This is a genomic window from Jannaschia faecimaris (assembly GCF_900107415.1).
Taxonomy (GTDB): Bacteria; Pseudomonadota; Alphaproteobacteria; order Rhodobacterales; family Rhodobacteraceae; genus Jannaschia; species Jannaschia faecimaris.
In genome coordinates this window covers 57,400-82,533 of sequence record NZ_FNPX01000010.1, presented here as the reverse complement: position 1 = coordinate 82,533, position 25,134 = coordinate 57,400, and the positions used below count along the sequence as shown (strand labels likewise).

Sequence of the window (25,134 nt, the reverse complement as noted above, 5' to 3'; positions counted from 1 at the left end):
GGCAGAAGGGGCAGTGCCATGATCGACCCGGTCGACCAGTTTCAGAACAATCTCGTGCCGATGGTGGTCGAGCAGACCAGCCGTGGCGAACGGGCGTACGACATCTTCAGCCGGCTGCTGAAGGAGCGCATCATCTTCGTCAACGGCCCCGTCCACGACGGCATGAGCCAGCTTGTCGTGGCCCAGTTGCTCCACCTTGAGGCGGAAAATCCGTCCAAAGAAATCAGTATGTACATCAACAGCCCGGGTGGCGTCGTCACCTCCGGCCTGTCGATCTATGATACCATGCAATACATCCGCCCCGCCGTTTCGACGCTGGTGGTCGGCCAGGCTGCCTCGATGGGGTCGGTTCTGTCGGCCGCGGGTGAAAAGGGCCTGCGGTTCTCGTTGCCCAACAGCCGGATCATGGTGCACCAGCCGTCGGGCGGGTATCAGGGTCAGGCGACCGACATCATGATCCACGCGCAGGAAACCGCCAAGATCCGCAAGCAGCTTTACGAAATCTACGTCAAGCACACCGGTCAGGACTTCGAGGAAGTAGAGCGCGCGCTGGAGCGCGACAACTTCATGTCGCCTCAGGAAGCCAAGGATTGGGGCCACATCGACGAAATCGTCGAGAACCGTAGTGACGCCAAGGCAGACGACGCGAAGTAACGGCCAGCACGAGATCAGCCCGGACTGATCCGCTGAAATGGCGGGGCCGCCAAGACATCATTGGCGGCCCTTTGTCCCATTTTGAACGCTGAGTATGACGCGACGGGAAGCCGCTGGAGCGAGCTGGAATTTCCCATTGTGGCCCCCGCCCGATCCGCCTAGTCTCAGCGGAAATCACAGGTTTTTCAGGCGGGGCTCGGACCCCGCTGTCGGTGGCCAATCGGCTGGGTCACACGGCGAAGGAGGCGACGATGGCCAACAGTTCCAGTTCCGGTGAGGGTAAGAACACCCTCTATTGCAGCTTCTGCGGCAAGTCACAGCACGAGGTGCGTAAACTGATCGCGGGACCGACAGTCTTCATCTGCGATGAATGCGTCGAACTTTGCATGGATATCATTCGCGAGGAAACGAAGGCCGCGGGCCTGAAATCTTCGGAGGGCACGCCGACGCCGCGCGAAATCGCCGAAGTTCTGGACGACTATGTAATCGGTCAGGAACACGCCAAACGCGTGTTGGCGGTGGCGGTGCACAACCACTACAAGCGCCTCGACAATGCCAGCAAATCCGAAATTGAACTGGCCAAGTCGAATATCATGCTGATTGGCCCAACGGGCTGCGGCAAGACGCTTCTGGCGCAGACGCTTGCACGCATTCTGGACGTTCCCTTCACGATGGCCGACGCCACCACCCTGACAGAGGCGGGTTACGTGGGCGAAGATGTCGAGAACATCATTCTCAAGCTGCTGCAGGCGTCGGAGTACAATGTTGAGCGCGCGCAGCGCGGGATCGTCTATATCGACGAGGTCGACAAGATCACCCGCAAGTCAGACAATCCGTCAATCACCCGCGACGTATCGGGTGAAGGCGTGCAGCAAGCCCTGCTCAAGATCATGGAAGGCACCGTCGCTTCCGTGCCCCCGCAGGGTGGGCGCAAGCATCCGCAGCAGGAATTCCTTCAGGTGGACACGACCAACATCCTGTTCGTTTGCGGCGGGGCTTTTGCCGGTCTGGACAAGATCATCGCGCAGCGCGGCAAGGGATCGTCCATGGGCTTCGGTGCCGACGTCAAGGACCCCGAAGAAAAGACCGTTGGCGAATACTTCAAGGATCTGGAGCCGGAGGACCTTCTGAAGTTCGGGCTTATCCCGGAATTCGTAGGCCGTCTGCCCGTCATCGCGACGCTAACCGATCTGGATTTGGACGCGCTGGTCATCATCCTGACACAGCCCAAGAACGCGCTGGTTAAGCAGTACCAGCGTCTTTTCGAGTTGGAGGACGTAAAGCTGACCTTCACCGACGAGGCGCTTCAAGCCATCGGCAAACGCGCGATCGAGCGTAAGACCGGTGCCCGTGGCCTGCGGTCGATCATGGAAGACATCCTGCTGGATACCATGTTCGAATTGCCCGGCATGGACACCGTCGAAGAAGTGGTCGTCAACGAGGAAGCGGTCCGCCGCGAGGTAAAGCCCCTGCTGATCCACTCCGAAAAAAAGAAGGAAGAGTCGGCGACCGCAGGCTGACCCCGCCGTGAAGATTGCGCGGGCGCGGATCTGGCGGCTTTTCGAATAGAGCATCCCGGCCCAATCCTCGCCCGCGTCGTTCGCCAAATGGACCTTGCCTACGGAGCCTGGACAGTTCCTCCGTCGCGATCAATTACGCCGGTTGCGGTGATTTTGAAGCCCTGGTCCACATCATGGCCCGACGCGTGTCAGACGTGCTGGACCTTGGAGCCCGCGACCGGCTGCCGCATACCGGGTGCAGCATCCGACGGGTGCTGGCGTCCCTCGTCTTGACCCAACCTGACCTAGCATATCGCGGTTTCGACCCGGCCGCATATAGGATCGAGTGGTGCCGCAAGCGTTTAGCGGCGTATCTCGGTTATCGCTTCGGCCATTTCGACCTGCACAACCGCGTCTACAACCACTGGGGCCGGACGCGACCGGAGGCGCTGCGTTTTCCCTACGATGATTGCAGCTTCGATTGCGCCATCGCCCTGTCGGTCTTCATTCACCTGCTGCGGGGAACCACGCAACGCCACGTGGCCAAAACGCTGCGTTTTTTCTGTGCCCCGGCGGGCGTGCGATGTCCGCCACGTTGCTGTCGGACGGCCCGCCGCCCATACGCGATGCCCATTTTACCTTTGCACATATGGCGGGGGACTGCCGCATTGAAAGCCCAGACGGGCTGTAGTTGGCGGTGTCCTACACACGGACCAATGGCGCGCGGCAAGCGCCGCCGTCGGCGGCGGGATGGAGCGGATCATTCACGGCGATTGGCGGGGCGGCGCGCGGCATCTCAACTTCAAGGCACCTTCTTAATCCGTCGCGTCGGCTGATCCTGCCCGACAGTTTGTCGCAGGCGGCACGATAGACGCGCGCGCGCCGCACACTACTTTTCCAACAATGAAGGATCAGACCGCTCAGACCGCGCCCGACCCGACCTTTATCGCCACCCGCGCCACCGGGTTGGAAAGGTTGGACGCCTTCCTGCCCCGCGCCGGACGCGCTTATGCGGAAACGCGAAATCACGATCTTCCGGGGCATGAGAACGTGTCGATGATGTCGCCCTGGCTGTCCCATCGCGCGGTCACCGAGGCCGAGATGGCTGGCATGATCATCGACCGTTTCGGTGCGTCGACGGCGGAGAAGATGCTCTCCGAAATCATCTGGCGCGCCTACTTCAAGGGCTGGCTGGAGCGTCGCCCCTCGGTCTGGTTCGACTACCTGCGCGGATTAGAGGCCGCCCGCGACAGGCTGGCCACATCGTCTGGCCTGCGCCGCGCATGGGAGGACGCCTGCGGGGGCAACACCGGGATCGCGCCGTTCGATGCCTGGGCGGCGGAACTGGCGCGGACGGGATATCTCAGCAATCACGCGCGCATGTGGTTCGCCTCGATCTGGATGCACACCCTGCGCCTTCCGTGGGAGTTGGGGGCCGATTTCTTCCTGCGGCACCTGCTGGACGGGGATGCGGCGTCGAACACGCTGTCGTGGCGTTGGGTCGCGGGGCTGCACACGCGGGGCAGACCATATCCTGCGCGTGCGTCGAACATTTCCAAGTTCACCTGCGACCGGTTCGACGCGCGCACCTTGGGGCACCAGTTGACCCCATCAGGCGACGTTGACGCGCTAAACGGGCCACCGCACCCGGACCCCGGTCCGGTGCCCGAAGACGTAGCGCTGCCCACGGGGCGGATTGGCCTCTTGCTGCACGAGGATGATCTGCATCCCGACTACCTGTTTGCACGCGGGTTGGAGCCGTCGGGCACCGCGGCCCTGATCGCGCCTGCGGGTCGATCACCGCTGACAATCGCGCGGCACGTCGCTGATTTCACGACTGGCCTTGCCGAAGATGCCATCGGTCGGGCTCACGCGCCGGGACCGGTCACAACCGACGCCCAAGAGATCAGCCGCTGGGCACAGGACTTCGATCACATCGTGACGCCGCATGCACCGACCGGCTGGCTGCGCAGCGCGCTGGACGGTGTATCCATACAGATGCATCGCCCGCTGCGCGATTGGGACGCCGCCGCATGGCCGCATGCAACCGCAGGATTTTTCAAGGTAAAGAAGCATATACCCAACATATTGGACACGATTCCGCCCGATATCGGGCATTGACCACGCACAGGCTTCACAGAACTGCATTCCTCGGCTACGGTCATTGGCAATGCAGGTCCGGCAAACGGTCCGCACGAGGCAGTATCAAAAGCACGGGGCAGTGACAGTGCGACAGGCAACCAACGGGGTATTTTCCCTCTTTTCTATTCGCGTATTCTCATCCGTCGCCTTGGTTGCGATGGTGGCTGGATGTCAGGGGGCGTTTCCGGGCGGTGGCAATTCTGGCGGTGACGCAACCCGCGCCATGCCAATCGGCGAAAGCGTCCAACTGATCGAACGCGATGTCGAAGCGCCCGAAGTCTTCAGCGCCAAGGACCGCGCCCTGTGGGATGGTCGACCCTCTCTGGGCGGTGTTTGGGTGGCCGCGCCCGAGGTGCGTGACCCCGAGCGCGTGATTATCCGGAACGAGGACAACGGCAAGTTCGTCATTGGAGCCCTTTTCAAACGGGAACGCTCCAACCCCGGCCCGACGCTGCAGCTGTCTTCCGACGCCGCAGCCGCGCTTGGCATCTTGGCCGGATCGCCGACGACGATCGACGTCGTCGCCCTGCGCCGTGAAGAAACCCCCGCACCCGTTCCCGCCCCGGCCGCCAGTGCACCGCAGGCCGTGTCCGAGAGCGAGGCCGGCCCTATCGCCGAGGAGATCGTCCAAACCGCAGAGGCCCCCGCGACCGAAGATGCGCGCCCCGACGCCATTGCCGCCGCAACCGCCGCCATCGAAGCCGCCGAGACCAGCGACGATAGCGCATCCGTCGCGGCCATCGAAACAGGCTCCGAATCGGCGGAGTTGGACACCGCGCAGGTCACGGCCCCTGAGCCGCAGCGCGGCAACTTCTTTTCTCGCATATTCAAACGGCGCGGATCGGCAAATGGTGGGCCCGCCGCAATGCCCGACCAATCGGTGATGCCTGCCCCGCTTGAACAGGCCGCAGTCAACAGTGCGACCGCACCCGCCGTGACGGCCACGACCCTCGACGCGACCCCGGTTCGCACCGCTTCGGTCGGTGCCCTCCCCGCCAGCAGCACCGGGCTTGAGCGTCCGTACGTCCAGATCGGCATCTTCACTGTCGAACAGAATGCACGCGATACCGCCACATCGCTATCGACTGCGGGAATCGTGGCGACCGTTCAGGAACAGGAAAGCCGGGGTCGCGCCTTCTGGCGCGTCGTCGTCGGCCCAACCACCAGCGCCGGCGACCGGGCGGCGGTTATCCGCAAGGCAAAGTCTCTGGGCTTTACCGACGCTTTCGCAACCGGCGGTTGAAGTCCATAGGACACGAAACATTCTCAACCCGGAGAAGCCTGCCATGCTCCGTCAGACCTTTCGCCCCCTGATCGCGGCCTTGCTCATCGCCTCGCCGTCCCTGGCGCAGGAATTCCAGACACAGGCCGGATCGGCCGTCGTGATCGACCACAACACAAGCCAGGTCCTTCTGTCGAAGAACGCCGAAGTGCCCCTGCCGCCCGCGTCGATGTCCAAGCTGATGACGCTGAACATGACGTTCGAGGCGCTTGTTGATGGCCGCCTGTCTTTGGACACCGTCCTGCCCGTCTCGCAGCATGCCTCCAGCTATGGCGGCTCGACCATGTTCCTCGATCCACGGGATCGCGTCACGGTCGAGGACCTGATCCGCGGGGTCGTCGTACTTTCCGGCAACGATGCGACCGCCGTTCTGGCCGAGGCCCTGTCGCCCGACGGAACGGAGGAAGGGTTTTCCCAGATGATGACCGATCGGGCGCGCGAATTGGGTATGGAGCAATCCATGTTCCGCAATTCCAACGGCTGGCCCGCGCCCGGTCACGTCATGTCGATGCGGGATCTGAGCATCCTGGCGGAGCGACTGATCACGGAATTCCCGCAGTTCTATCCGTATTTCGCCGAGCGTGAGTTCACCTTTGACGGCCGCTCGCCTTCAAACCGGTTCAACCGCAATCCCCTGCTGCGCCTGAATATCGGCGCGGATGGCCTGAAGACCGGTCATACGATGGAAGCAGGCTACGGCCTTGTCGGGAGTGCGGTTCAGGGCGACCGGCGTGTGACCTTTGTCATCTCCGGCCTGCCGTCCGAGACCGCGCGCGCCGAAGAGAGTGAGCGTATCGTCAACTGGGCCTTCCGGCAGTTCGCTGAGGTCGAGGTACTGACCGGCCAATCCGCCGTGACACAGGCCGACGTCTTCATGGGGGAAGCCGGAACGGTCGGCCTTGTCCCAGAAGAAAGCGTCATTTTGCTGCTGCCGATCACCCAACGCGAAATGGTGTCGGGCGAGATCACCCTGAGCGGCCCGGTGGAGGCACCTATTGCCGCCGGAACGCGGCTTGGAACGCTAACCCTGTCCCATCCCGGCGTGCCCCCCGTGGCAGTTCCGCTGGTGGCACAAAATGATGTCGCCCGCGCAGGTCCACTGCGCCGCATTCAGATCGCGGGAGCCCGCGTCGCGGGGGAAGTGCTCGGGTCCGCGCTGGAACGCTTCGAGTAACACGCGCCCCGATTGCCGCACCGAGTATTTTTAAAGCGAGGAAGCCGGGGGATTTTCCCCCGTTCGCAGGCCTGTTAGGGCTTCGGTCATGTTTATTTCCCTCGAAGGTATCGACGGCTCGGGCAAGTCCACGCAGGCGCGGCTACTGGCAGAAAACCTGCGCGCGCGGGGCCACGCCGTTGTCCTCACACGGGAACCGGGCGGATCCGAAGGGGCCGAGGCGATCCGGCGGCTGCTGGTCGAGGGGGATCCCGACCGCTGGTCGCCCGAGACGGAGCTTTTGCTGTTCAACGCCGCGCGCCGCGATCACCTGGAGCGCCTGATAGAACCGGCGTTGGCGCGGGGCGACTGGGTCGTGTCCGACCGATTTGCAGATTCCACCCGCGTCTACCAAGGGGCCACCCGTGGCGACCTCCGCGCACTCGTCGACAGCCTGCATCGGCTGGTGATCGGGCGGGAACCGGACCTGACGCTGGTGATCGACATGGACCCGGAGGTCGCGCTGAAGCGCGGGCTGGCACGCAGTTCGGGCGAGGACCGGTTCGAAGACTTCGGCCTGCCCTTCCAACAAAAATTGCGCGCCGGGTTCCTGGCGCTGGCCCAAGATTTTCCCGATCGCATCCGCATCATCGACGGCATGGCCGATTCCGAAACGGTCGCCGCGCGGATCGAGGCGCTGTTATGAACGACATCCCCGAACCTGACCGCCACGGCGACGCCCCGCATCCCCGCATGACCGAGCAGTTGTTCGGCCAGAAGGCGGCCGAAGCCGCGTTTCTTCAAGCATGGAACACCGGACGGCTGCACCACGGCTGGCTCCTGACAGGGGCGCGGGGCATCGGCAAGGCGACGCTGGCGTGGCGGATCGCGCGGTTCCTGCTGACCGATCCGCCTGTACAGGCCCAGACACTTGACCCGACACCCGGCCACCCGTCCTTGCCCCGCATCCGCGCGCTGTCGGACCCCGGCGTCATGCTGTTGCGGCGGCCTTGGGACGAAAAGGCCAAGAAGCTGAAGACCCAGATCACGGTGGACGAAGTGCGCCGGCTTGGCGGGTTCTTCGGCATGTCGTCGGGCGGGCGGCGCGTGGTGATCGTCGATCCGGCGGACGACCTGAACCCCTCGGCCGCCAATGCCATCCTGAAACTGCTGGAGGAGCCGCCGGCGCAAGCCACGCTGATCCTGATCTCGCACCAGCCGGCACGGCTGCTGCCAACGATCCGGTCGCGATGCCGAGTGCTGCGCCTGGCCCCGCTGGATTTGCCCGCGCTGGAGGCCGCCGTCGAACAGGCGGGCCGCCATGCGGCGGCGGCGAATGCGCTGGCCGAAGGTTCGGTCGGGGCGGCGCTGGAACTGGCGGAAGGCGGGGCCGAAACCTACGAAGCGTTGGTGGGTCTGTTCGCCAAACCTGTGCTGGACCGTGCGCGCGCGCGCGCCATGGCCGATGCCTGCGCCGGCAAGGCCGGACAGGCCCGGCTGGACGCGACATTGAACGCGATCGAGCGCCTGTTGCACCGCACCGCACGCGCCGGTCTGCTGGGCCCGCCCGCCGACGCGCCCGATACCGAAGTGCGCACCCTGACGCGCATGGCCCCCCATGACGCCGCCGCGCGCGCCTGGGCCCGGGTCGCGCAGGACGTAAGCGACCGCGCCGCCCATGCGCGCGCCGTCAACGTGGATCCCGCCGCCATCGTCTGGGACGCGCTGGCCCGGATAGATGCACAGGCCCGCAAGCTCTAGACTTGCAGGTCGCGGTCAAGGCCATTAGCCCGGCCCCCATGGAACCCAAAGTTACCGACAGCCACTGTCACCTCGACTTCCCGCAGCTCATAGACGAGCTTCCCGATCTTCTGACCCGCGCCGCCGACGCGGGCGTGCACCGAATGGTCACCATTTGCACCAAGCTGCGCAACGCACCGACCGTGCAGGCCCTGTCCGAAGCGCATGCGCCCATCTTCTGGGCCGCCGGAACGCACCCCATGAGCGCCGCCGAGGAGCCGATGGCAAGTGTCGAGGCGTTGGAAGACTTGGCCCGGCACCCCAAGATGGTGGGGATCGGCGAGACCGGGCTGGATTACCACTACACCGCCGACAGCAAGGGCGTGCAGCAGGAAAGCCTGCGCATCCACATCGAAGCGGCGCGACGCACCGGCCTGCCGCTCATCATCCACGCACGCGACGCGGACGACGACATGGCCCGCATCCTGACCGACGAACACGCCGCCGGGGCTTATTCCTGCGTGATGCATTGCTTCAGCAGCGGGCCAGCGTTGGCCGAGGCGGCACTGGACCTGGGCTTTTACCTGTCGATGTCCGGGATCGCGGCCTTCCCGAAATCGCAAGGCGTGCGCGATATCTTCGCCGCCACGCCGCTGGACCGCGTTCTGGTGGAAACCGACAGTCCGTATCTTGCCCCCCCGCCCCATCGCGGCAAGCGCAACGAGCCGTCCTTCGTGAACCTGACCACGCGCAAAGGTGCCGAGGTCTTCGGCTTGGACTACGCCGCTTTCGCGGCCGCGACCGAAGCAAATTTCGAACGTCTGTTCACCAAGACGCGCTGACCCGACCTATCCCAGCGGATCGTCCGGAAGGTGTCGCCCCTCCCGTGCCTCCATCGACGTCATGCAGGCAGCGAGGCTGCGCGTGGGATCGCGGGGAAAACGATCCTGAAGCGGGTCGAGGACGCGGATCCGATCGATACGGAACATCCGGAAGTTCTCGCGCAGGGCACACCACGCCACCAGCGTCCAGACGCGGCCTCAGAACCAACAAAGGCCCAGCGGTTGCACCCGGCGGTCGGTGTGCGTGCCGTCCGGCGTGACATAGATCAGCCGCGTCCAGAGCCGCTCACGAATTTGCCGGTCAATGATGTCGATCCGGCCACGATCGATTTCGGTGATCCCCGTGCGCGGCACCGCAAGACGGGACAGCGCGTCCCGCACATCCTGCGCGCGGGGCAGCACCGCCTCGATCTTTGAAAGGGCATCGCGCGCGCCATCGGCCATGTCCGGACCGGCCCAGGCCGATACCATCCGTGCGCCAAGTGCCAGCGCCGTCACCTCCGCCTGGGTGAACATCAGCGGCGGCATGTCAAAGCCCGCGCGCATCACATATCCCGCGCCGGCCGCACCGTCGATCGGCACTCCGGACGCCTGAAGGTCGGCGATGTCGCGATAGACGGTGCGCGGTGATACCTCCATCGCCTCAGCCAGCCGCGCCGCCGTCCACAGACGCCCACCGCGCAAAAGCTGCACAAGGCGAAACAGGCGGTCGGCGCGGCGCATCCCGATCAGCTTTCGAAAAAGCCGATGGAATTCCCATCAGGGTCATGCCCAAAGAAAAAGCGCCCCGCCGGAATTGTGATGACCCCGCTCACGACGTCGCCACCGTTTGCGCGGACGCGCTCCATCGCATCATCCAGGCCGCCGGAAACAGCAAGATGCACGGTCGGTCCCGTCTCCTTGGGCGCTGGCTTACCCTCATAAATGTGCCCGGCAACGGCCGTTTTCGGGTCGGCGCAAGGCAGGTTCCAGATCGGGTTCGGCGCGCCCTCCTCAATCGTCAGCTCGTCTTTAAGGACAGCGCCATAGAAGGCACGGGATCGGTCGAGGTCGGTTACGGGAAGCTCCGTCCAGACGACGGCATTTTGTGGAAGGCTCACTGTCGCTCTCCTGTTTCGGGCCCGGATATCGAGCCGTGTCGACAGGATGCAGCATCCCTCCTGACAGCATTATGTCAGGAGGCTGTCATGGTCATTCGGAATTTTCCAACCCGCCCTCCCGGCGGATGAAGGCCACGATGTCTTCCACGCCGGTGCCGGCGCGCAGCGCGGCCATGACATAGGGTCGCGCGCCGCGCGCAACGTCCAGGTCCGCGCGGGCCTGTTTCAGGTCGACGCCCACGTAGGGGGCCAGATCGGTCTTGTTCAGGATCAGAAGGTCGGACCGCGTCACACCCGGCCCCCGCTTGCGCGGGATGTCCTGACCGGCAGCGGTGTCGATGACGTAGAGTGTCAGATCGGCCAATTCGGGGCTGAAGGTCGCGGCCAGATTGTCGCCCCCGCTCTCGATCAGGACGATGTCCAAATCGGGATGCGCGGCAGTCAGGTCGGCGATGGCGGCAAGGTTGATCGAGGCATCCTCCCGGATCGCGGTATGCGGGCAGCCCCCTGTCTCTACCCCCCGGATCCGGTCCAGCGGCAAGACCTGTGCGCGCATCAGTGCCTCCGCATCCTCGCGCGTGTAGATGTCGTTGGTGATGACGGCCACCGACAGGTCGCGCGACAATTCCCGCGCCAGATGTTCGGTCAAGGTCGTCTTGCCCGCGCCGACGGGGCCGCCGATGCCGATGCGCAGGGGTCCGTTGGGGGAGGTCATGTGCGGAAAATCCTCGGTTGAAGGGCCTCATGCGCCATGGCGTCCAATTCGGCCAAGGCGGCGGCGCTGCCGGGTGGGTCGGTGTCGTTGCGTTCGGCGACGGCGGCGATGGCGGGGTGCAGATCGCGCAGCAATGTCTGCGCCGCACGCTGACCCAGGGGCAGGAAGCGCGTTGCCGCCGAGACCATCTGCCCCGCGAAGGCCTGAAGATAAAGTTGCGCGACGATGCCCGCGTCCATGCCGCGGGCGCGCACCCCAAGGGCTACGGGCAACGGCAGGTCCGAGAGTGGCACCTCCCCCATCGCGTTGGTGACGTCGCAGAATGCCGCGCCCTGATCGCGGGTTTCCTGCCAGCGTTCGGCACTGCCCGCGCGGGCGCGCAGGGTCGCGGCGACCTCCTCCGGGTCGGCACCGCCCATGACACGTCGGATCGCCCAGACATCCAGCGGACCGGTCCCGCTGGTCAGGACGGTGCGCACCCAAGCGGCGGTCGAGGCAGCATCGGTCACGCGCCCCTCGGCCATCGCCGTCTCCAGCCCATGGGAATAGGCATAACCCGAGACGGGGAACGCCGGGGACAACCATTGCGTCAGGCGTAGAAGATCAGTGGTCATGAGTGTGGTCGTGATCATGCGGGCCGTGATCGTGCCCCATCGTACGCCCGTGGCCATAAGCCCCGCCCTCGGGGTGGAAGGGGCGCGTGTCGGGGGTGATCCCTGCTCCAAGGCCCTCCAACATACCCTTAAGGACGTGATCGTCGCGAATGATCAGGTGATCGACTTCGACCTGGCAGGGCGTGTGGCGATTGCCGATGTGCCAGGCCAGACGCGGCAGGTCACCCCGAATGACCAGGACAGGTTCGGGGGCTGCCTCCAGCGCGATCTCGGTTCCGTCCTCAAGGCGCAGGCCCGCGTGATGGCTGAGGTCCGTCAGCGTCGGCAGGTCCAGCATCACCGCCCTGCCCGCCTCGGTCACCAGCCGTTTGCGACGCACCAACCGCGCATCGTAATCGAGGCGGATCGTGTCGGTGGGGTGATGGAGGTGGGTGAGGAGTTGGGTCATTTCTCAATCCGCGATGCGTTCGCTTTTCTTATCGATGGCTCGATCTGACGCAGAAAACCCTCCAGCCAGTACTCAAGCGCCCAAATAAACGGCTCCGTTTTGCGTGGTTCCCGGTCTGCTGTTCGCCTCCAAACTATTGTACGCTTTTCGATGTGCTGATACCCGTACCGATGCCACCCACCATCGCTTGAATGATACTTGCCATACCAGTCAAACAGGTTTTCCGGAGTGATCCCATTGCGATCGCCGATTTGAATGTCTTCGCCATTACTTGGCAAGTTCAGCGTCACTGGACCATCTGTCGGCACGACGACGATCCATTCCGACAGGCTTTGTCCCATGTATTCCGCGGCTTGCTTGGCTTCCGATAACTCTGAGACGCGCTGATACAACCTTTTGAGGTCATGTCCGAATTTCTTCAGATCGAAGTCTTCAACTGTCCCGAGCAAAAGCGATTTCATCGCCAGTTCCGCAGAGTGTGCGAAGCAGTGTTCCATGGCTGCAGGTGAGTCAAGCTCGATGGTTTCTTCATCGATAGCTGTCTTTAAAAACTTACCTGCCTCAAAGTAGTCGACGGCCAAGTTCATTAATTCAAATGATTCAAAATGCGTGTTTCTCAAAACAAAAAATACCGCTGCGCCATCGGCAACTCGCTGGCGGGTTCACAGGTCAGCAGCTCTCCGTCCGCGCGGACCTCATAGGTCTCCGGGTCCACTTCGATATCGGGCAGCGCGTCGTTCAGCACCATGTCGCGTTTGCCGATCCCGCGGGTACCCTTGACGGCGATCAGATCCTTGGCTGTCCCAAGGTTCTCCGACAGTCCCGCGTCCACCGCCGATTGCGACGCGAAGACCACCGCGCCCCGCTCCACCGAACGCCCGAACGCCCCCCACATGGGACGCGAATGCACGGGCTGTGGTGTGGGGATCGACGCGTTGGGGTCGCCCATCTGGGCCATGGCGATGGTGCCGCCGATCAAGGACATCTCGGGCTTGACGCCAAAGAACGCGGGGTTCCAGAGGACGAGATCGGCACGTTTGCCCACTTCGACCGACCCGATCTGGTGGCTGATGCCGTGGGCGATGGCAGGATTGATGGTGTATTTGGCGATGTATCGGCGCACGCGGATGTTGTCGTTGTCGCCGGTTTCGTCTGGCAGACGCCCGCGTTGGCGCTTCATCTTGTCGGCGGTCTGCCAAGTGCGGATCAGGACTTCGCCGACCCGACCCATGGCCTGACTGTCGGACGCGATAATGCTCATGGCCCCCATGTCATGCAGGATATCTTCGGCCGCGATGGTCTCCTTGCGGATTCGGCTCTCGGCGAAGGCCACGTCCTCGGGGATCGACTTGTCGAGGTGGTGGCAAACCATGAGCATGTCGAGATGCTCTTCCAGCGTGTTCACGGTATAGGGGCGTGTTGGGTTGGTCGACGACGGGATGACATGCTCCAGCCCGCAGACCTTGATGATGTCGGGCGCGTGTCCGCCGCCCGCGCCCTCGGTGTGGAAGGCGTGGATGGTCCGGCCCCTGATGGCGGCGATGGTATTCTCAACAAAGCCGGATTCGTTGAGCGTGTCGGTGTGAATCATCACCTGCACGTCGCGTTCGTCGGCCACGGTCAGGCAGGTATCGATGGCCTGCGGAGTCGTGCCCCAGTCTTCGTGTAGCTTGAGCGCGCAGGCTCCGGCATCAACCATCTCGTAAAGCGCGTCGGACCGCGACGCATTGCCCTTGCCCGAAATGGCCAGGTTCATCGGGAAGGCGTCAAACGCCTGGATCATCCGCCCGATGTGCCACGCGCCCGGCGTGCAGGTGGTGGCGAGCGTCCCATGCGCGGGCCCTGTGCCGCCGCCCAGCATCGTGGTCAGGCCGGAGTGCAGCGCATCCTCGATTTGTTGCGGACAGATATAGTGGATGTGGCAGTCGAAGCCGCCCGCCGTCAGGATGCGCCCTTCGCCCGCGATGGCCTCGGTTCCCGGTCCGATGACGATATCGACGCCCGGTTGTGTGTCCGGGTTGCCCGCCTTGCCGATGGCGGCGATGCGCCCGTCGCGCAGACCGACGTCGGCCTTATAGATGCCCGAGTGGTCCACGATCAGCGCGTTAGTGATGACCGTGTCCATCGCCCCTTCGGCGCGGGTGCGCTGCGACTGGCCCATGCCGTCGCGGATAACCTTGCCGCCACCGAATTTTACCTCTTCGCCGTAGGTCGTGAGGTCTCGTTCGACTTCGATGAACAGCTCTGTATCGGCCAGACGGACCCGGTCGCCGGTGGTGGGGCCGTACATGTCGGCATAGGCGCGGCGGGAGATGGTGGTGGACATGGGCGGACCTTCCTGGCGACTTGGGCTTTCAGATGTCCCCGCGGGACGCGCGCTTGTCAAATCGATCAGCCGCGCTTTCGCAGACGCGGGGGAACAATGCCCGAAATTCAGGCAGGACCAGACCGATTTTCAGGAAGGGTCTGGGGCGCGGCCCCGAGACCCCGTCCGGCCTCAGCCCATCGCGAAGACACGCGCCGGCCCGCCTGACCCGCCCGCATGCTTTGGCGCACCCACGATGAGGGTCGCGCCAGCCGCGGGCACCTGTTCCAGCCCAGCGAGGTTCTCGATCCCGTATCGGCCCGCCGGCAGCCACGCGTAATGCGTGGCGAAATCGGCAGACGCGCCATGATCAAGGGGCAGCGTGTCGACAGCGATGGCCGCGGCGGAGGTCATTTCCAGCAGCATCGCCGTCGCCTCGGGGTGGAAGCCGGGGAAGTGAAGGCCGCCGGCGTCGTCCTGCCCGCGATAGCTCGGCTCGGCCACCTTGTCGCCCCATCCGGACAGCATCGCGACGCAGGCCCGATCCGGGATGTCGCCGTTCGCTTCGATCCAGGCGGTCAGGTCGTCGGGCGTCAGCTGGGCGTCGGCGTCGAAGGCCGACCGCTCCCGGATATCAACAACGCACAGCGGCACCACCAGGTTGCCCACCTCGATCTCGTCCACCGACTTGCCATCTGCCGAGAAATGCAATGGCGCATCGATATGGGTGCCTGTGTGCTCGTTGATGGAAAGGTTGAAGAGGTTGAAGCCGTCCGACTCGAATTTATAGGCCTGCTCCGTCGTAATGCCGGGCACGCCGAAGAAGGTCGGGAAGTCGGGGCCATAGGTGTGGGTCAGGTCATAGACCGACCCATGCGCATCGGCCATCGCGGGCTTGGCCATGGCCCCCGCAGTCAACCCGGCGGCACCGACCGCCAATCCCCCCCGGAACAGGTCCCTACGGCTGAGCATTCGGTCTTTGACCGCAGTCATCACGCAGATATCGCACATGGGGCACCCTTTCCTGAGTTTGGGTCGGACGAGTGCGCGCCATAACGGGGGCCGCTGTCAACAAGCGCGATACACTGGGTCAGTAATCGGCCATCATCGACCGAAGGGCCTGCGCACGTGCCAGGGTCTTCTCGGCCCGGCAAAGCGTACCCGCCGCCATGGCACCAGTTCCCCCGCCGAAGGTCACGGCCAGTGCATCGCAGTCGCTTTCGCGAAAGACGATCCAGTCGCGTTGCGCCCGGCGCAGCGCCTCCTCCAGCGTCAGCGGCCCAGCCTGTCCTTCAACGGCTGCGTCCACGTCGAACGCCTTGGCCCGCGTGATGGCCAGCCGGTAAACCTCGTTCAGTTCGGCATCCGCTTCGTCGTAGGCGTCGATCGCGCATTGGCGGAATTCCACACCCGAAGCAGACGCCGCTTCGCAGGCCTCGGTCAGGGACATCTGCGCTACGGCAGGCAAGGCCCATATGCCACCGACCGCCGCAACGCTGGCCACGGTAAGGTGCGCCGCCGGGCTCATGACGGTGCGGTCAGGCGTTTGGAGTTCGCGTGCGTGGTCCGACCGATCGGCGTCAGGGCCAAACCATAGGCCTGCGCAGGCGTTTTGCCCGCCAGCAGCGCCCCGGTGCCCGCCAGCGCCGACTCCATGAAGACTGTATGCTTCTCGGCAACCATCCGCAGACCCTCGTCCGCATGCGACGGGACAAGGCCCGCCATGCCCATCATCCGCATGTTGATGACTCCCTGGGCTTCGACCAGCATTTGCGCCGTGCGCATATGCAAATTGAAATACTGCAACACCGTCAGAGCTCTCCCTGAACCTTGCCGTTGAATCCGAAGACACGGCGATCGCCCGCTAACGGTACAAGGGCCACGCGACGCGTCTGACCCGGCTCGAATCGGATCGCCGTGCCTGCGGCGATATCAAGGCGGTGCCCCCGCGCCACGTCCCGATCGAAGTCCAGCGCGGCGTTGGTTTCCGCAAAATGATAGTGGCTGCCCACCTGAACAGGACGGTCGCCGGTGTTCGACACCTCCAGCGTCACCGCGTCGATACCGTCGTTCAGGGTGATATCACCCGGTACCGCAAAAACCTCGCCCGGAATCATTCCGCCACCTCCCGCACGCGGATCGGGTGGTGCACGGTCACCAGCTTGGTGCCATCGGGAAAGGTCGCTTCGACCTGCACGTCGTGGATCATCTCGGGAATACCCTCCATGCATTGATCTGCGGTAATCACATGGGCTCCGGCCTGCATCAGGTCGGCGACGCTGCGCCCGTCGCGCGCGCCCTCGACGACGAAATCGGTAATGAGCGCAATCGCTTCAGGGTGGTTCAACTTCACCCCACGCGCCAGCCGCCCACGGGCGACCATTGCCGCCAGGCTGACCAGGAGTTTGTCTTTTTCACGCGGTGTCAAATTCATGGATCGCCTCAGACGTCGGATTGCCAGACGCGCGGCATCGGCGTGCCCCGCAGCGTTACGATGGCCGACATCAAAGCCCGGCGCAACGGGGCCGGATCACGGGCCATCAGGCGTACGACCAACCGCCCATCCCAAGCGGAGGCCGCCTGCCGGACCCCGCCCGTCGAGGGCAAGGCTCGGATAGCAGACAGGGCGTCGCCCGCTCCCGGAGCCGCCAGAACCAACGTGGCAAGGGCGCGTACGCCGCCCAAAGCCACCGGATCGGACAGCGTCTCCGGCCCCAGCGACAGATGCTCCTGATGGAACAGCGCACCGTCCCGCCGGATTGTGCGCAGGTCGTCCAATCGCGCGGTGGTGACAATTTCACCGTGCGCGGGCCGCCCGAGAATCACGCTGTCGACGCACAGAAAGTGGGCATCTGCCGCCAGATCGACCTGAGTTACACGGGCAAGATGAGAGCCTTCGAACGCGATCAACTCCTGAGGAAGCCAATCCAGATGCGCGCCCCTGCTGACCGTGATCCGTGTTTCGATTCGCCCCGGTCCACCCGTGGCGCGGTAAGCCCGTTCGGCGGTCTGCGTGCCGGCGGTCGCCCGCGCACCCGCACCGATGTTGAGCGTGTAGTCCAGCCGGTCGCCCGAGGTGACGCCGCCCGCCGTATTTAGAAACACCACTTCGGGCACGTCGGTATCGACGCGCGGTAGCATGGCCTTGGCCGACCCGGCCTGCCGCAGATCGCGCAGACCGGCGCGGCCCAGCGACACACGGGCCTCGCCCCTGATGCGCTGCATGTTGGGATGATCGAGCATTCCGGCACCCTGACCCTCTGGCCAAGGGGCCGCAAGAGCGTTACCGGAGGTGCCCATGGAAAAGCTCACGATCCGCCGCCCCGACGATTGGCACCTGCACCTGCGCGACGGCGACATGCTGCGCGCGGTCGCACCGGAAAGCCGCCATTTCAACCGCGCCATCATCATGCCCAACCTTGTGCCGCCCGTGGTCACCGGGGCGCAGGCCGCCGCCTACCGCGAGCGTGTGATCGCGGCTGGTTTCGCGAACCCGCTGATGACGCTGTACTTGACCGAGACCACCGATCCGGCAGACGTGGTACAGGCCCATGCGGACGGTGTGATTGCCGCCGTGAAGCTCTACCCGGCGGGGGCGACGACGAACTCCGCGTCGGGGGTCAGCAACTTCGAGAATGTGCGCCCCGTACTGGCGGCGATGGAGGAGGCGGGCGTCCCGCTGTGCCTGCACGGCGAAGTCACGGACCGCAGCATCGACATTTTCGACCGGGAGGCCGCGTTCCTCGACAAGGTGCTGACGCCGTTGCGGACCGCGCATCCGAAGCTGAAACTCACGCTGGAGCATGTGACCACGGCCGATGCCGTTGACTGGGTTCGCGCGCATCCCGGCGTGGGGGCGACGATCACCGTTCAGCACCTGATGGCGAACCGAAACGACATGTTGGCGGGAGGGATGCGCCCGCATTTCTATTGCCTGCCAATCCTAAAGCGGTCGACGCATCAGGAAAGCCTGCGGCAGGCCGCAACGTCGGGAGATGCGCAGTTCTTCCTCGGCACCGACAGCGCACCGCATCCCACGCACGCCAAGGAATCGTCGTGCTGTTCCGCCGGGTGTTTCACCGCGACGCACGCGCTGCCCCTGCTGGCGCATGTCTTCGAGGAAGAGACCGCGCTGGACCGGCTCGAAGGATTTGCATCGCTCCACGGTCCCGCGCATTATGGCCTGCCGGTGAACGCGGACCGGATCACCCTGTCCAAGGGTCTGGCCCAGAATTTTCCGGAGCGGGTCGAGGCGCATGGCCAGTCCGTCACCCTGTTCGACCCAGGTCACCCTATCCATTGGCACGTAGAGGCTTGCGCATGATCCCCACTTCCTTTCCGCCCAAGGATGAAATCGCCCGCCTGACGGCCCGCGCCCTGTTGGAAGTCGAGGCCGTACACTTCAATTCGCGAGAGCCGTTCACGCTGGCCTCCGGCCTGCCCAGCCCGACCTACATTGACTGCCGCAAACTGATAAGCTTTCCGCGTATCCGCTCGACGCTGATGGATTTTCTGGCCGTAACGGTCATGCGCGAAGCCGGGTTCGAAGCCTTCGACAACGTCGCCGGCGGCGAGACGGCGGGCATCCCCTTCGGCGCAATGATCGCCGAGCGTCTGGTCCTGCCTATGACGTATGTGCGCAAAAAGCCCAAGGGATACGGCCGCAACGCCCGAATAGAAGGCGTGATGACCGAAGGGCAGCGCGTTCTGCTGGTGGAAGATATGACGACCGATGGGGGCAGCAAGCTGTCCTTTGTGGACGCCATCCGGGAAACGGGTGCGACCTGCGCGCACACCGGTGTCATCTTCAGCTATGGCATCTTCCCGGAGATCACAAAAACGCTCGGCGACCACGGGGTGCAACTCCACGCGCTCTGCACTTGGTGGGATGTTTTGGCCGAAGCCAAGGCGCAGGGCCATTTCGACGCCGAGACGCTGGCGGGTGTGCAGGAGTTCCTCAACGATCCGCGCGCCTGGCAGGCGGCGCGCAAAGGGTAAATCCGGGTCAGGTGGAAAAACCTGAAGTCCATCGGAAACGGCGGTCCTGTTATTCTTCGAGCCCTCGACGCATCGGCACAGCATCACTCCGATCCCGTGCCGGTCGCCGTGCTGCGCTTTTCGGGTCGGCCGCGCGCAGGGGCTCGTGCGCAAATCTGCCGCACTGACGCGATACGGAGATGCTCTGATATACTTCATCATAAAATCATAAACTTAAGAGCCGAAGCTCACACATTCCCCGCTATCCACAGGTGTGGGCCGTTGTTGAAAGCCAGCCCGTGCCGTAGAACCGGAAGCGGGGAACAGGGGTAGCAGAGATGAACGAGATCGCACGCATGGATTCAGGTGTTCCGGCAACGCAGGACGACATGTCCGAAGCAAGCCTTCCCCACAACATCGAGGCGGAACAACAGCTTTTAGGCGCATTGCTGACCGACAACGACCTGTATGACCGCGCTGCCAGTGTCATCAAGTCGGACCATTTCTACGACCCGGTTCATGCGCGCATCTATGAAATCTGCGCCGCTCGGATTCAGAAGAACGCCCTCGCCTCCCCGGTGACGCTCAAACCATTCTTGGAGGAAGACGAGGGGCTGAAGGCGCTTGGCGGGCCGAAATACCTCGTAACCCTCGCCGCCTCCGCCGTGGCTGCCTATGCGGTGCGGGACTACGCGCAGTTGATCTATGACCTCGCCATCCGGCGGGAGCTGATTTCGTTGGGCAAGGACATTCAGGCGCAGGCCAACGACGTGACCGTCGAAAAGGAACCCGCAGACCAGATCGTCGATGCGGAAGCCAAGCTCTACAAACTGGCCGAGCAGGGCAAATCCGAGAGCGGGTTTCAGTCGTTCCTGTCCGCCATCAAACAGGCCGTCGACGTCGCGAACGCCGCGTATCAGCGCGACGGCGGGCTGGCGGGCACTTCGACCGGTTTGATCGACCTGGACAAGAAGCTGGGCGGATTGCACCGCTCGGACCTGTTGATTCTGGCGGGACGTCCGTCGATGGGGAAAACATCGCTGGCGACCAACATCGCGTTCAACGTCGCCAAAGCCTACAAGCGCGGCAAGACATATGACGGGCGTGATGGCGCGGTCGAAGGCGGTGTCGTGGGCTTCTATTCGCTGGAAATGTCAGCGGAACAGCTTGCCGCACGCGTCCTGTCGGAGGCATCCGAGGTGCCCAGCGAACAAATCCGCAAGGGCGACATGACCGAAGCCGAGTTCCGTCGTTTTGTCGAGGCGGCCAAGGCGCTTGAATCCTGCCCGCTCTACATCGACGACACACCTGCCCTGCCCATTGCACAACTGGCCGCGCGGGCTCGGCGACAGAAGCGGACGCATGGCCTGGACCTGCTGATCGTCGACTACCTTCAGCTGGTGAAGGCACCGGGGGCGGGCGACAACCGCGTGAACGAAGTCTCGGCGATCACACAGGGCCTGAAGGCCATCGCCAAGGAGTTGGACATCCCCGTAATCGCCCTGTCGCAGCTGTCGCGCCAGGTCGAGTCCCGCGAGGACAAGCGTCCGCAACTGTCGGACCTGCGGGAATCGGGCTCGATTGAGCAGGACGCGGACGTCGTGATGTTCGTCTACCGCGAGGAATATTATAAGGAACGGGAAAAGCCCGGCGACCACCAACTCGACAAGATGGCCGAGTGGCAGGCCGCGATGGAGGCCGTACACGGCAAGGCGGAGGTCGTCATCGGCAAGCAGCGCCATGGCCCCATCGGCACCGTCGAATTGTCGTTCGAAGGCCGGTTTACCCGCTTCGGCAACCTGGTGAAGCCTTGGCAGGAGGGGCGCTAGAAGGCTGGACCTTCCTGACGCCCCTTTCATCGGCGCGAATCCCTTCTTGCTGACCGGCGCGCACCGCCTTGGTGCGCCCGAAGGCATCGGAAAATGAGCGTCGATGAGGACGCAAGGATAATTGGCGCGTTCGAAGAAAGCGCTCTAGCGATCTTGGAAGACGACCGTCATCGCCTCACGCTTTGCGCCGCGGGTGTAGCAGCCCGTAATGATCCGTTCCGACGACAGCGACGATAGCGACGATATTTGGCGCGTGGCCCCGGTGGCACGCGCGTTGACGCAGGAGCAGACCCGGCCGACGTGACGAAGGTACTCCGAATCGCTGTACCTTCAGTTCTTTAACCGGTTCGGGCTCGACACCTTCAAGGTGAACGGCAAATTCGAGGAACTGTCCGAGGGTGGCTTTGGTCGCCCAGCACGCACTCTCGTGATCGAGACTCTGAACGATCTCGGGTTGGCCATCGGTCCGTCGCTTTTCTTCTAAACTAGCTGATGTCCGCCTTCTTAGGTCGAATGCGCCATGCTCGCGCGGATGAGCGAGGCGATCCGAGGGCATGCCGTGCCGCGCAACGCCGCTTGACGGCGGCAGCATCGCATCGCATCACCCATCCCCATGCCGACCGGAGTGCTTCATATTGATCTGGAAGCCGTAGCCTTGAATTGGCGCGCGCTTGACCTGATGACGTCGTCGATCTGCGAGACGGCGGCGACGGTGAAAGCCGACGCCTATGGCTTGGGTGTCACGCAAGTCGCCGCGCGTCTTTTCGCCGAAGGGTGCCGCGCGTTCTTCGTTGCCACCGCCGACGAGGGGCTGGAGTTGCGCCGTGCCTTGGGGCCTGAGCCACGGATTTACGCCTATTACGGTCACATGCCCGGCGACACGGTCACGTTGCAGCGTGGCGATGTCGTCCCGATGGTCTGCTCGCTCGCACAGCTGGAGCGGCACCTGGAGACCCTGCCCCGTCACCCCTTCGGCCTGCAACTCGACGTGGGCATGAACCGCCTGGGCCTGAAATTCGACGAATGGGCAGCCGTTGCCGAACTGGCACTGCGCGCGCGCCCGGTTCTTGTTGCGTCGCATCTGTCTTCGGCTGACGAACCGGACGCGCCGGAAAACGCGGCGCAATTAGCTGCGTTTCACGAAATGACCGACGGGATAGACGTCCCGCGAAGCCTTGCGGCGACCGGTGGCACCTTGCTGGGCCCAGAATATCACTTTGACATGGTTCGTCCGGGCATCGGAATTTACGGCGGTCTGCCTTTCGCAAAGGCCGACCCGGTGGTCGAACTGGCGCTTCCGGTGGTCACCTGCTTTGACGCCGCACCGGGTGAGACGGTGGGTTACAACGCGACATGGGCCGTCCGGGCACCGACGCGACTGGCGACCGTGGCCGGGGGATATGCCGACGGGCTGCACCGTGCGCTGGCACCGGGGGTCGAGGTCATGGCCGGGCCCGTGCCCTGCCCCGTCGTGGGGCGCGTATCGATGGACTTGATGACTATCGACATCTCCCATCTGGATCGCGATCCGGAAACCGTGCGCCTGCTGGATGCCCACCACGGTATAGATGCCTTGGCCGCCCATGCCGGAACGATTGGTTATGAGATGCTGACCCGATTGGGTCGCAGGTATCGGCGCCAATACCGCGGAACTGTTTCCTGATACGACCCTTATCGGCTCGAGATAGGCTCAGAAAACAAAGTGTTTCGGGGATACCCCGGCACTTTATTAACAAATCGTTAAGAATTTCTTGCTTCGACCGGCGGCTTTCCGCCTATACTGAGAGTGAGCAGCCAAGAAACCCGAACATTCTGATCCGGAAAGGGGTCTGGCTTGATGAACGACGTCTCTCCTTCGGTCGCCTTCGCGACCAGCTTGTTGCAACAGCTTTGCACTTTCGTTCTGTTTCTAGTCGCACTCGTCCTTGCCGGACTGACTGGATGCGCTTTGCTAGGCGTGCTGCCGTGGCTTGAACTGCCCGTCTCGGTGGGGGGCGAGGACATCGTACAGGCCGGAATGATCGCGCAGATCGGTATGACGGTTCTGATCCTCTTGCTGGTGGGGTTTTTGCCAGCAAATGCGCGGATGCGGCGGCTGGAGCTGACCAACCGCGATTTTCACCTGTCGATGAACGATGTCGCGCAGGCCTATGCCATGGTCCACGCCGCCGATCGTGACGGGACGTTTCAACTGAGTCGTGAATTCGACATGATGCGAGACCGGATCGAATGGATGCGCAACCATCCCGATCTGGCGGGGATGGAGCACGACGTGCTTCAGGTCGCCGCGCAAATGTCTGTGGAGAGCCGGGAGATCGCCGAAGTCTACTCCACCGAGAAGGTCGACCGCGCCCGCAGTTTCCTGCGCCAGCGCCAGCAGGAGATCGAGGATTACCGCCAGAAGATCTCAATGGCGCAGGCCACTGTGCAGGAGATCAAGCGCTGGATGCAGGCCGTCTCGGTCGAGGAGGGGCTGGCTGAAAAGCAATTGGATCGCCTGCAAAAGGATCTGGCCGAGGTGACCGACGCCCTAAATTTGACTGGTCATTATCGGCCGCAGAACGTGGTCGGGCTGACGCGGCGCGACGGTACAAGCGACAAGATGGCCCACCCGGCGGAGTAACGGGTCAGACCGCAACGACCCCGGCCAAGATCACAAAAAAGGGACGCGCCGAGTAACCGGTGCATCCCTTTTCCTTCAATCGCTTGCGATCAGAAGCTCATGCTGAGCGTCAGGCCTGCGGCGACATCCTTGGTCGACGTGCCGAGGCCACCGACCGACATGTTGGTCCGCAGGTCCAGACGGTCGGTGATGGCCGCGTTGACGCCAAGCTCGACCCGACCGGCCAGACCCGTATCGTCATTGAAGCCCGCGATCACATTGGTGTCGCCGTTCGCATAGTCATAGTCGGCGTGCAGACCAACGAAGGCAGTCCCCATGTCGAAGTTGGTGGACAGGCGCGCCCCCACGGAGGCGCGACCGAAGTTGGTCGTCTCCGTTCCGGCCCCGGCCAGCGTGCCGCCGATGCCCTTGCTTTCCTCTTCGCCGTACGAAAGCGATGCCATCGGCGACAGGGTTTGGCCGGTCGAAAGCGCCAAGTCATAGGCACCCGACAGGGTGGCCGCCACAACCGTCGAGTCCGCGGTGCCCGTGCCACCCAGCGAGATCTGTTCGAAGTCGCCGCGCCCATAGATCAGGGAGGCTTCCGCCCGCATCGGGCCGTTCACGTAGGCAAGATAGGGCTGCACGAACGTCAGGTCGCCCGAGAGGTCGAAGCCGGTCGTGTCGGAATTAACTTCGCTGTGGCCGATGGACAGGCCAAGCGTGAGGTTCGACATGACATGCATGTCGCCGCCCAACTGAAAGCCGGTCGCGGTTTGGCGCAGGTCGTTGCCGTTGGTGACGAAGCCGGTGAACTCGACCCACGTGTTGACGCCGGTTGGGTTGGTGCCGCGCGACGATGCGGTAGTGTCGCCGGCCAGACCTTCATTTGCCTGTGTGGCCGCGACGCTCCCAGCCTGGATCACGACACCGCGCGAAAGGGCGGCGCTGCCTTGAGAGAGGGCCGAGAGTTGCGTGGCGGTGTTTGGCCCCCAGCCAAGAGTCACACCGTTCAGCACCAAGGTGTAGGTCCCGCCACCTACGCCACCAAGATTCGCAACGAAAACCGCGTATTGCCCATCGGGGATCGCTGTGGAAATTCTCGGGTTTAACCAAAACCCTCCTCCATTGCCGTCGTCGTTGTATGCGACGGCTTCATTGGTACTCAGGGAAAGGTCAAAGTCGGAACGACCGACCCACATGAATGGGTCACCAATAGAAGCGGAAGTCAC

At 63.7% G+C, this 25,134-nt stretch carries 28 protein-coding genes; 13 read left to right on the top strand and 15 right to left on the bottom strand.

The features are described from left to right. Positions 1 to 18 precede the first annotated feature (18 nt). The 8 genes from BLV27_RS11905 (at position 19) to BLV27_RS11870 (ending at position 9,312) form a co-directional block, all read left to right on the top strand. Entirely contained in the window at positions 19 to 654 is a 636-nt protein-coding gene (locus tag BLV27_RS11905; RefSeq protein ID WP_092646244.1) for an ATP-dependent Clp protease proteolytic subunit, read from the top strand. Between the two features lie 251 nt (positions 655 to 905). Beyond that, positions 906 to 2,174, top strand: coding sequence for an ATP-dependent Clp protease ATP-binding subunit ClpX (gene clpX, locus BLV27_RS11900; protein WP_092646242.1), 1,269 nt, complete (start codon positions 906 to 908; stop codon positions 2,172 to 2,174). 882 nt (positions 2,175 to 3,056) lie between these two features. Next, entirely contained in the window at positions 3,057 to 4,274 is a 1,218-nt protein-coding gene (locus BLV27_RS11895) for an FAD-binding domain-containing protein (RefSeq protein ID WP_092646240.1), read from the top strand. A 106-nt stretch (positions 4,275 to 4,380) separates the two neighbouring features. After that, on the top strand, positions 4,381 to 5,538 hold the full coding sequence (locus BLV27_RS11890) for an SPOR domain-containing protein (RefSeq protein WP_092646237.1): 1,158 nt from the start codon (positions 4,381 to 4,383) through the stop codon (positions 5,536 to 5,538). A gap of 43 nt (positions 5,539 to 5,581) precedes the next feature. Beyond that, on the top strand, positions 5,582 to 6,751 hold the full coding sequence (locus BLV27_RS11885) for a D-alanyl-D-alanine carboxypeptidase family protein (RefSeq protein WP_092646235.1): 1,170 nt from the start codon (positions 5,582 to 5,584) through the stop codon (positions 6,749 to 6,751). Positions 6,752 to 6,839: 88 nt separating this feature from the next. Then, positions 6,840 to 7,436 carry a dTMP kinase gene (gene tmk, locus BLV27_RS11880; RefSeq protein ID WP_092646232.1) on the top strand — a complete coding sequence of 199 codons (597 nt, stop codon included), beginning with the start codon at positions 6,840 to 6,842 and terminating at the stop codon, positions 7,434 to 7,436. Beyond that, on the top strand, positions 7,433 to 8,491 hold the full coding sequence (locus BLV27_RS11875) for a DNA polymerase III subunit delta' (protein ID WP_092646230.1): 1,059 nt from the start codon (positions 7,433 to 7,435) through the stop codon (positions 8,489 to 8,491). Before tmk ends, BLV27_RS11875 begins: the two co-directional genes overlap by 4 nt. A gap of 38 nt (positions 8,492 to 8,529) precedes the next feature. Continuing rightward, the gene (locus BLV27_RS11870) at positions 8,530 to 9,312 is read left to right on the top strand and encodes a TatD family hydrolase (protein ID WP_092646329.1); all 783 of its coding nucleotides are present in this window, start codon (positions 8,530 to 8,532) and stop codon (positions 9,310 to 9,312) included. Positions 9,313 to 9,318: 6 nt separating this feature from the next. Here BLV27_RS11870 and BLV27_RS19775 read toward each other — a convergent pair whose 3' ends face one another. The 14 genes from BLV27_RS19775 to BLV27_RS11805 all read right to left on the bottom strand — a co-directional run bounded on the left by BLV27_RS19775 (position 9,319) and on the right by BLV27_RS11805 (position 17,737). Further along, a complete protein-coding gene (locus BLV27_RS19775; RefSeq protein ID WP_244504637.1) occupies positions 9,319 to 9,459 on the bottom strand; it encodes a hypothetical protein in 141 nt (46 codons plus the stop codon). Between the two features lie 51 nt (positions 9,460 to 9,510). Beyond that, entirely contained in the window at positions 9,511 to 10,035 is a 525-nt protein-coding gene (locus tag BLV27_RS11865; protein ID WP_244504636.1) for a helix-turn-helix transcriptional regulator, read from the bottom strand. Positions 10,036 to 10,040: 5 nt separating this feature from the next. Continuing rightward, positions 10,041 to 10,412, bottom strand: a complete 372-nt coding sequence (locus BLV27_RS11860) for a VOC family protein (RefSeq protein ID WP_092646228.1) — start codon at positions 10,410 to 10,412, stop codon at positions 10,041 to 10,043. Between the two features lie 91 nt (positions 10,413 to 10,503). Next, the gene (gene ureG / locus BLV27_RS11855) at positions 10,504 to 11,127 is read right to left on the bottom strand and encodes an urease accessory protein UreG (RefSeq protein WP_092646226.1); all 624 of its coding nucleotides are present in this window, start codon (positions 11,125 to 11,127) and stop codon (positions 10,504 to 10,506) included. Next, positions 11,124 to 11,741, bottom strand: coding sequence for an urease accessory protein UreF (locus BLV27_RS11850; RefSeq protein ID WP_092646224.1), 618 nt, complete (start codon positions 11,739 to 11,741; stop codon positions 11,124 to 11,126). Before BLV27_RS11850 ends, ureG begins: the two co-directional genes overlap by 4 nt. Continuing rightward, positions 11,731 to 12,189 (bottom strand): urease accessory protein UreE, encoded by a 459-nt coding sequence (locus BLV27_RS11845; RefSeq protein WP_092646222.1) that lies wholly within the window; start codon positions 12,187 to 12,189, stop codon positions 11,731 to 11,733. The genes BLV27_RS11850 and BLV27_RS11845 overlap by 11 nt, the downstream gene beginning before the upstream one ends. Continuing rightward, on the bottom strand, positions 12,186 to 12,776 hold the full coding sequence (locus tag BLV27_RS11840) for a hypothetical protein (protein WP_139176616.1): 591 nt from the start codon (positions 12,774 to 12,776) through the stop codon (positions 12,186 to 12,188). Before BLV27_RS11840 ends, BLV27_RS11845 begins: the two co-directional genes overlap by 4 nt. A 29-nt stretch (positions 12,777 to 12,805) precedes the next feature. After that, on the bottom strand, positions 12,806 to 14,515 hold the full coding sequence (ureC, locus tag BLV27_RS11835) for an urease subunit alpha (RefSeq protein WP_092646218.1): 1,710 nt from the start codon (positions 14,513 to 14,515) through the stop codon (positions 12,806 to 12,808). A gap of 171 nt (positions 14,516 to 14,686) precedes the next feature. Further along, positions 14,687 to 15,505: a cyclase family protein gene (locus tag BLV27_RS11830; protein WP_092646216.1), complete on the bottom strand. Its 819-nt coding sequence runs from the start codon at positions 15,503 to 15,505 to the stop codon at positions 14,687 to 14,689. A gap of 79 nt (positions 15,506 to 15,584) precedes the next feature. Continuing rightward, positions 15,585 to 16,022 carry a lysozyme inhibitor LprI family protein gene (locus BLV27_RS11825; protein WP_092646214.1) on the bottom strand — a complete coding sequence of 146 codons (438 nt, stop codon included), beginning with the start codon at positions 16,020 to 16,022 and terminating at the stop codon, positions 15,585 to 15,587. After that, positions 16,019 to 16,264, bottom strand: a complete 246-nt coding sequence (locus BLV27_RS11820) for an antifreeze protein (RefSeq protein WP_139176614.1) — start codon at positions 16,262 to 16,264, stop codon at positions 16,019 to 16,021. The genes BLV27_RS11825 and BLV27_RS11820 overlap by 4 nt, the downstream gene beginning before the upstream one ends. A gap of 41 nt (positions 16,265 to 16,305) precedes the next feature. After that, positions 16,306 to 16,611, bottom strand: coding sequence for an urease subunit beta (locus BLV27_RS11815; protein WP_092646209.1), 306 nt, complete (start codon positions 16,609 to 16,611; stop codon positions 16,306 to 16,308). Beyond that, the gene (locus BLV27_RS11810) at positions 16,608 to 16,928 is read right to left on the bottom strand and encodes an urease subunit gamma (RefSeq protein WP_092646207.1); all 321 of its coding nucleotides are present in this window, start codon (positions 16,926 to 16,928) and stop codon (positions 16,608 to 16,610) included. The genes BLV27_RS11815 and BLV27_RS11810 overlap by 4 nt, the downstream gene beginning before the upstream one ends. An 8-nt stretch (positions 16,929 to 16,936) precedes the next feature. Next, the gene (locus BLV27_RS11805) at positions 16,937 to 17,737 is read right to left on the bottom strand and encodes an urease accessory protein UreD (RefSeq protein ID WP_092646205.1); all 801 of its coding nucleotides are present in this window, start codon (positions 17,735 to 17,737) and stop codon (positions 16,937 to 16,939) included. A gap of 55 nt (positions 17,738 to 17,792) precedes the next feature. On the opposite strand from BLV27_RS11805, the gene pyrC reads away from it, so the two are divergent. From pyrC to BLV27_RS11780, 5 genes are all read left to right on the top strand, one after another. Further along, entirely contained in the window at positions 17,793 to 18,818 is a 1,026-nt protein-coding gene (pyrC, locus tag BLV27_RS11800; RefSeq protein ID WP_092646203.1) for a dihydroorotase, read from the top strand. Continuing rightward, positions 18,815 to 19,492 (top strand): orotate phosphoribosyltransferase, encoded by a 678-nt coding sequence (locus BLV27_RS11795; RefSeq protein ID WP_092646201.1) that lies wholly within the window; start codon positions 18,815 to 18,817, stop codon positions 19,490 to 19,492. The genes pyrC and BLV27_RS11795 overlap by 4 nt, the downstream gene beginning before the upstream one ends. A gap of 317 nt (positions 19,493 to 19,809) precedes the next feature. Further along, complete coding sequence (locus BLV27_RS11790; protein ID WP_092646199.1) at positions 19,810 to 21,300, top strand: replicative DNA helicase; 1,491 nt, start codon at positions 19,810 to 19,812, stop codon at positions 21,298 to 21,300. A 613-nt stretch (positions 21,301 to 21,913) separates the two neighbouring features. Then, a complete protein-coding gene (gene alr / locus BLV27_RS11785) occupies positions 21,914 to 22,963 on the top strand; it encodes an alanine racemase (protein WP_092646197.1) in 1,050 nt (349 codons plus the stop codon). Between the two features lie 174 nt (positions 22,964 to 23,137). After that, positions 23,138 to 23,923 (top strand): hypothetical protein, encoded by a 786-nt coding sequence (locus tag BLV27_RS11780; protein ID WP_092646195.1) that lies wholly within the window; start codon positions 23,138 to 23,140, stop codon positions 23,921 to 23,923. A gap of 89 nt (positions 23,924 to 24,012) precedes the next feature. Here the strand turns inward: BLV27_RS11780 and BLV27_RS11775 are convergent, their stop codons facing one another. Beyond that, positions 24,013 to 25,104 (bottom strand): autotransporter outer membrane beta-barrel domain-containing protein, encoded by a 1,092-nt coding sequence (locus tag BLV27_RS11775; RefSeq protein WP_170831435.1) that lies wholly within the window; start codon positions 25,102 to 25,104, stop codon positions 24,013 to 24,015. Positions 25,105 to 25,134: the final 30 nt, after the last annotated feature.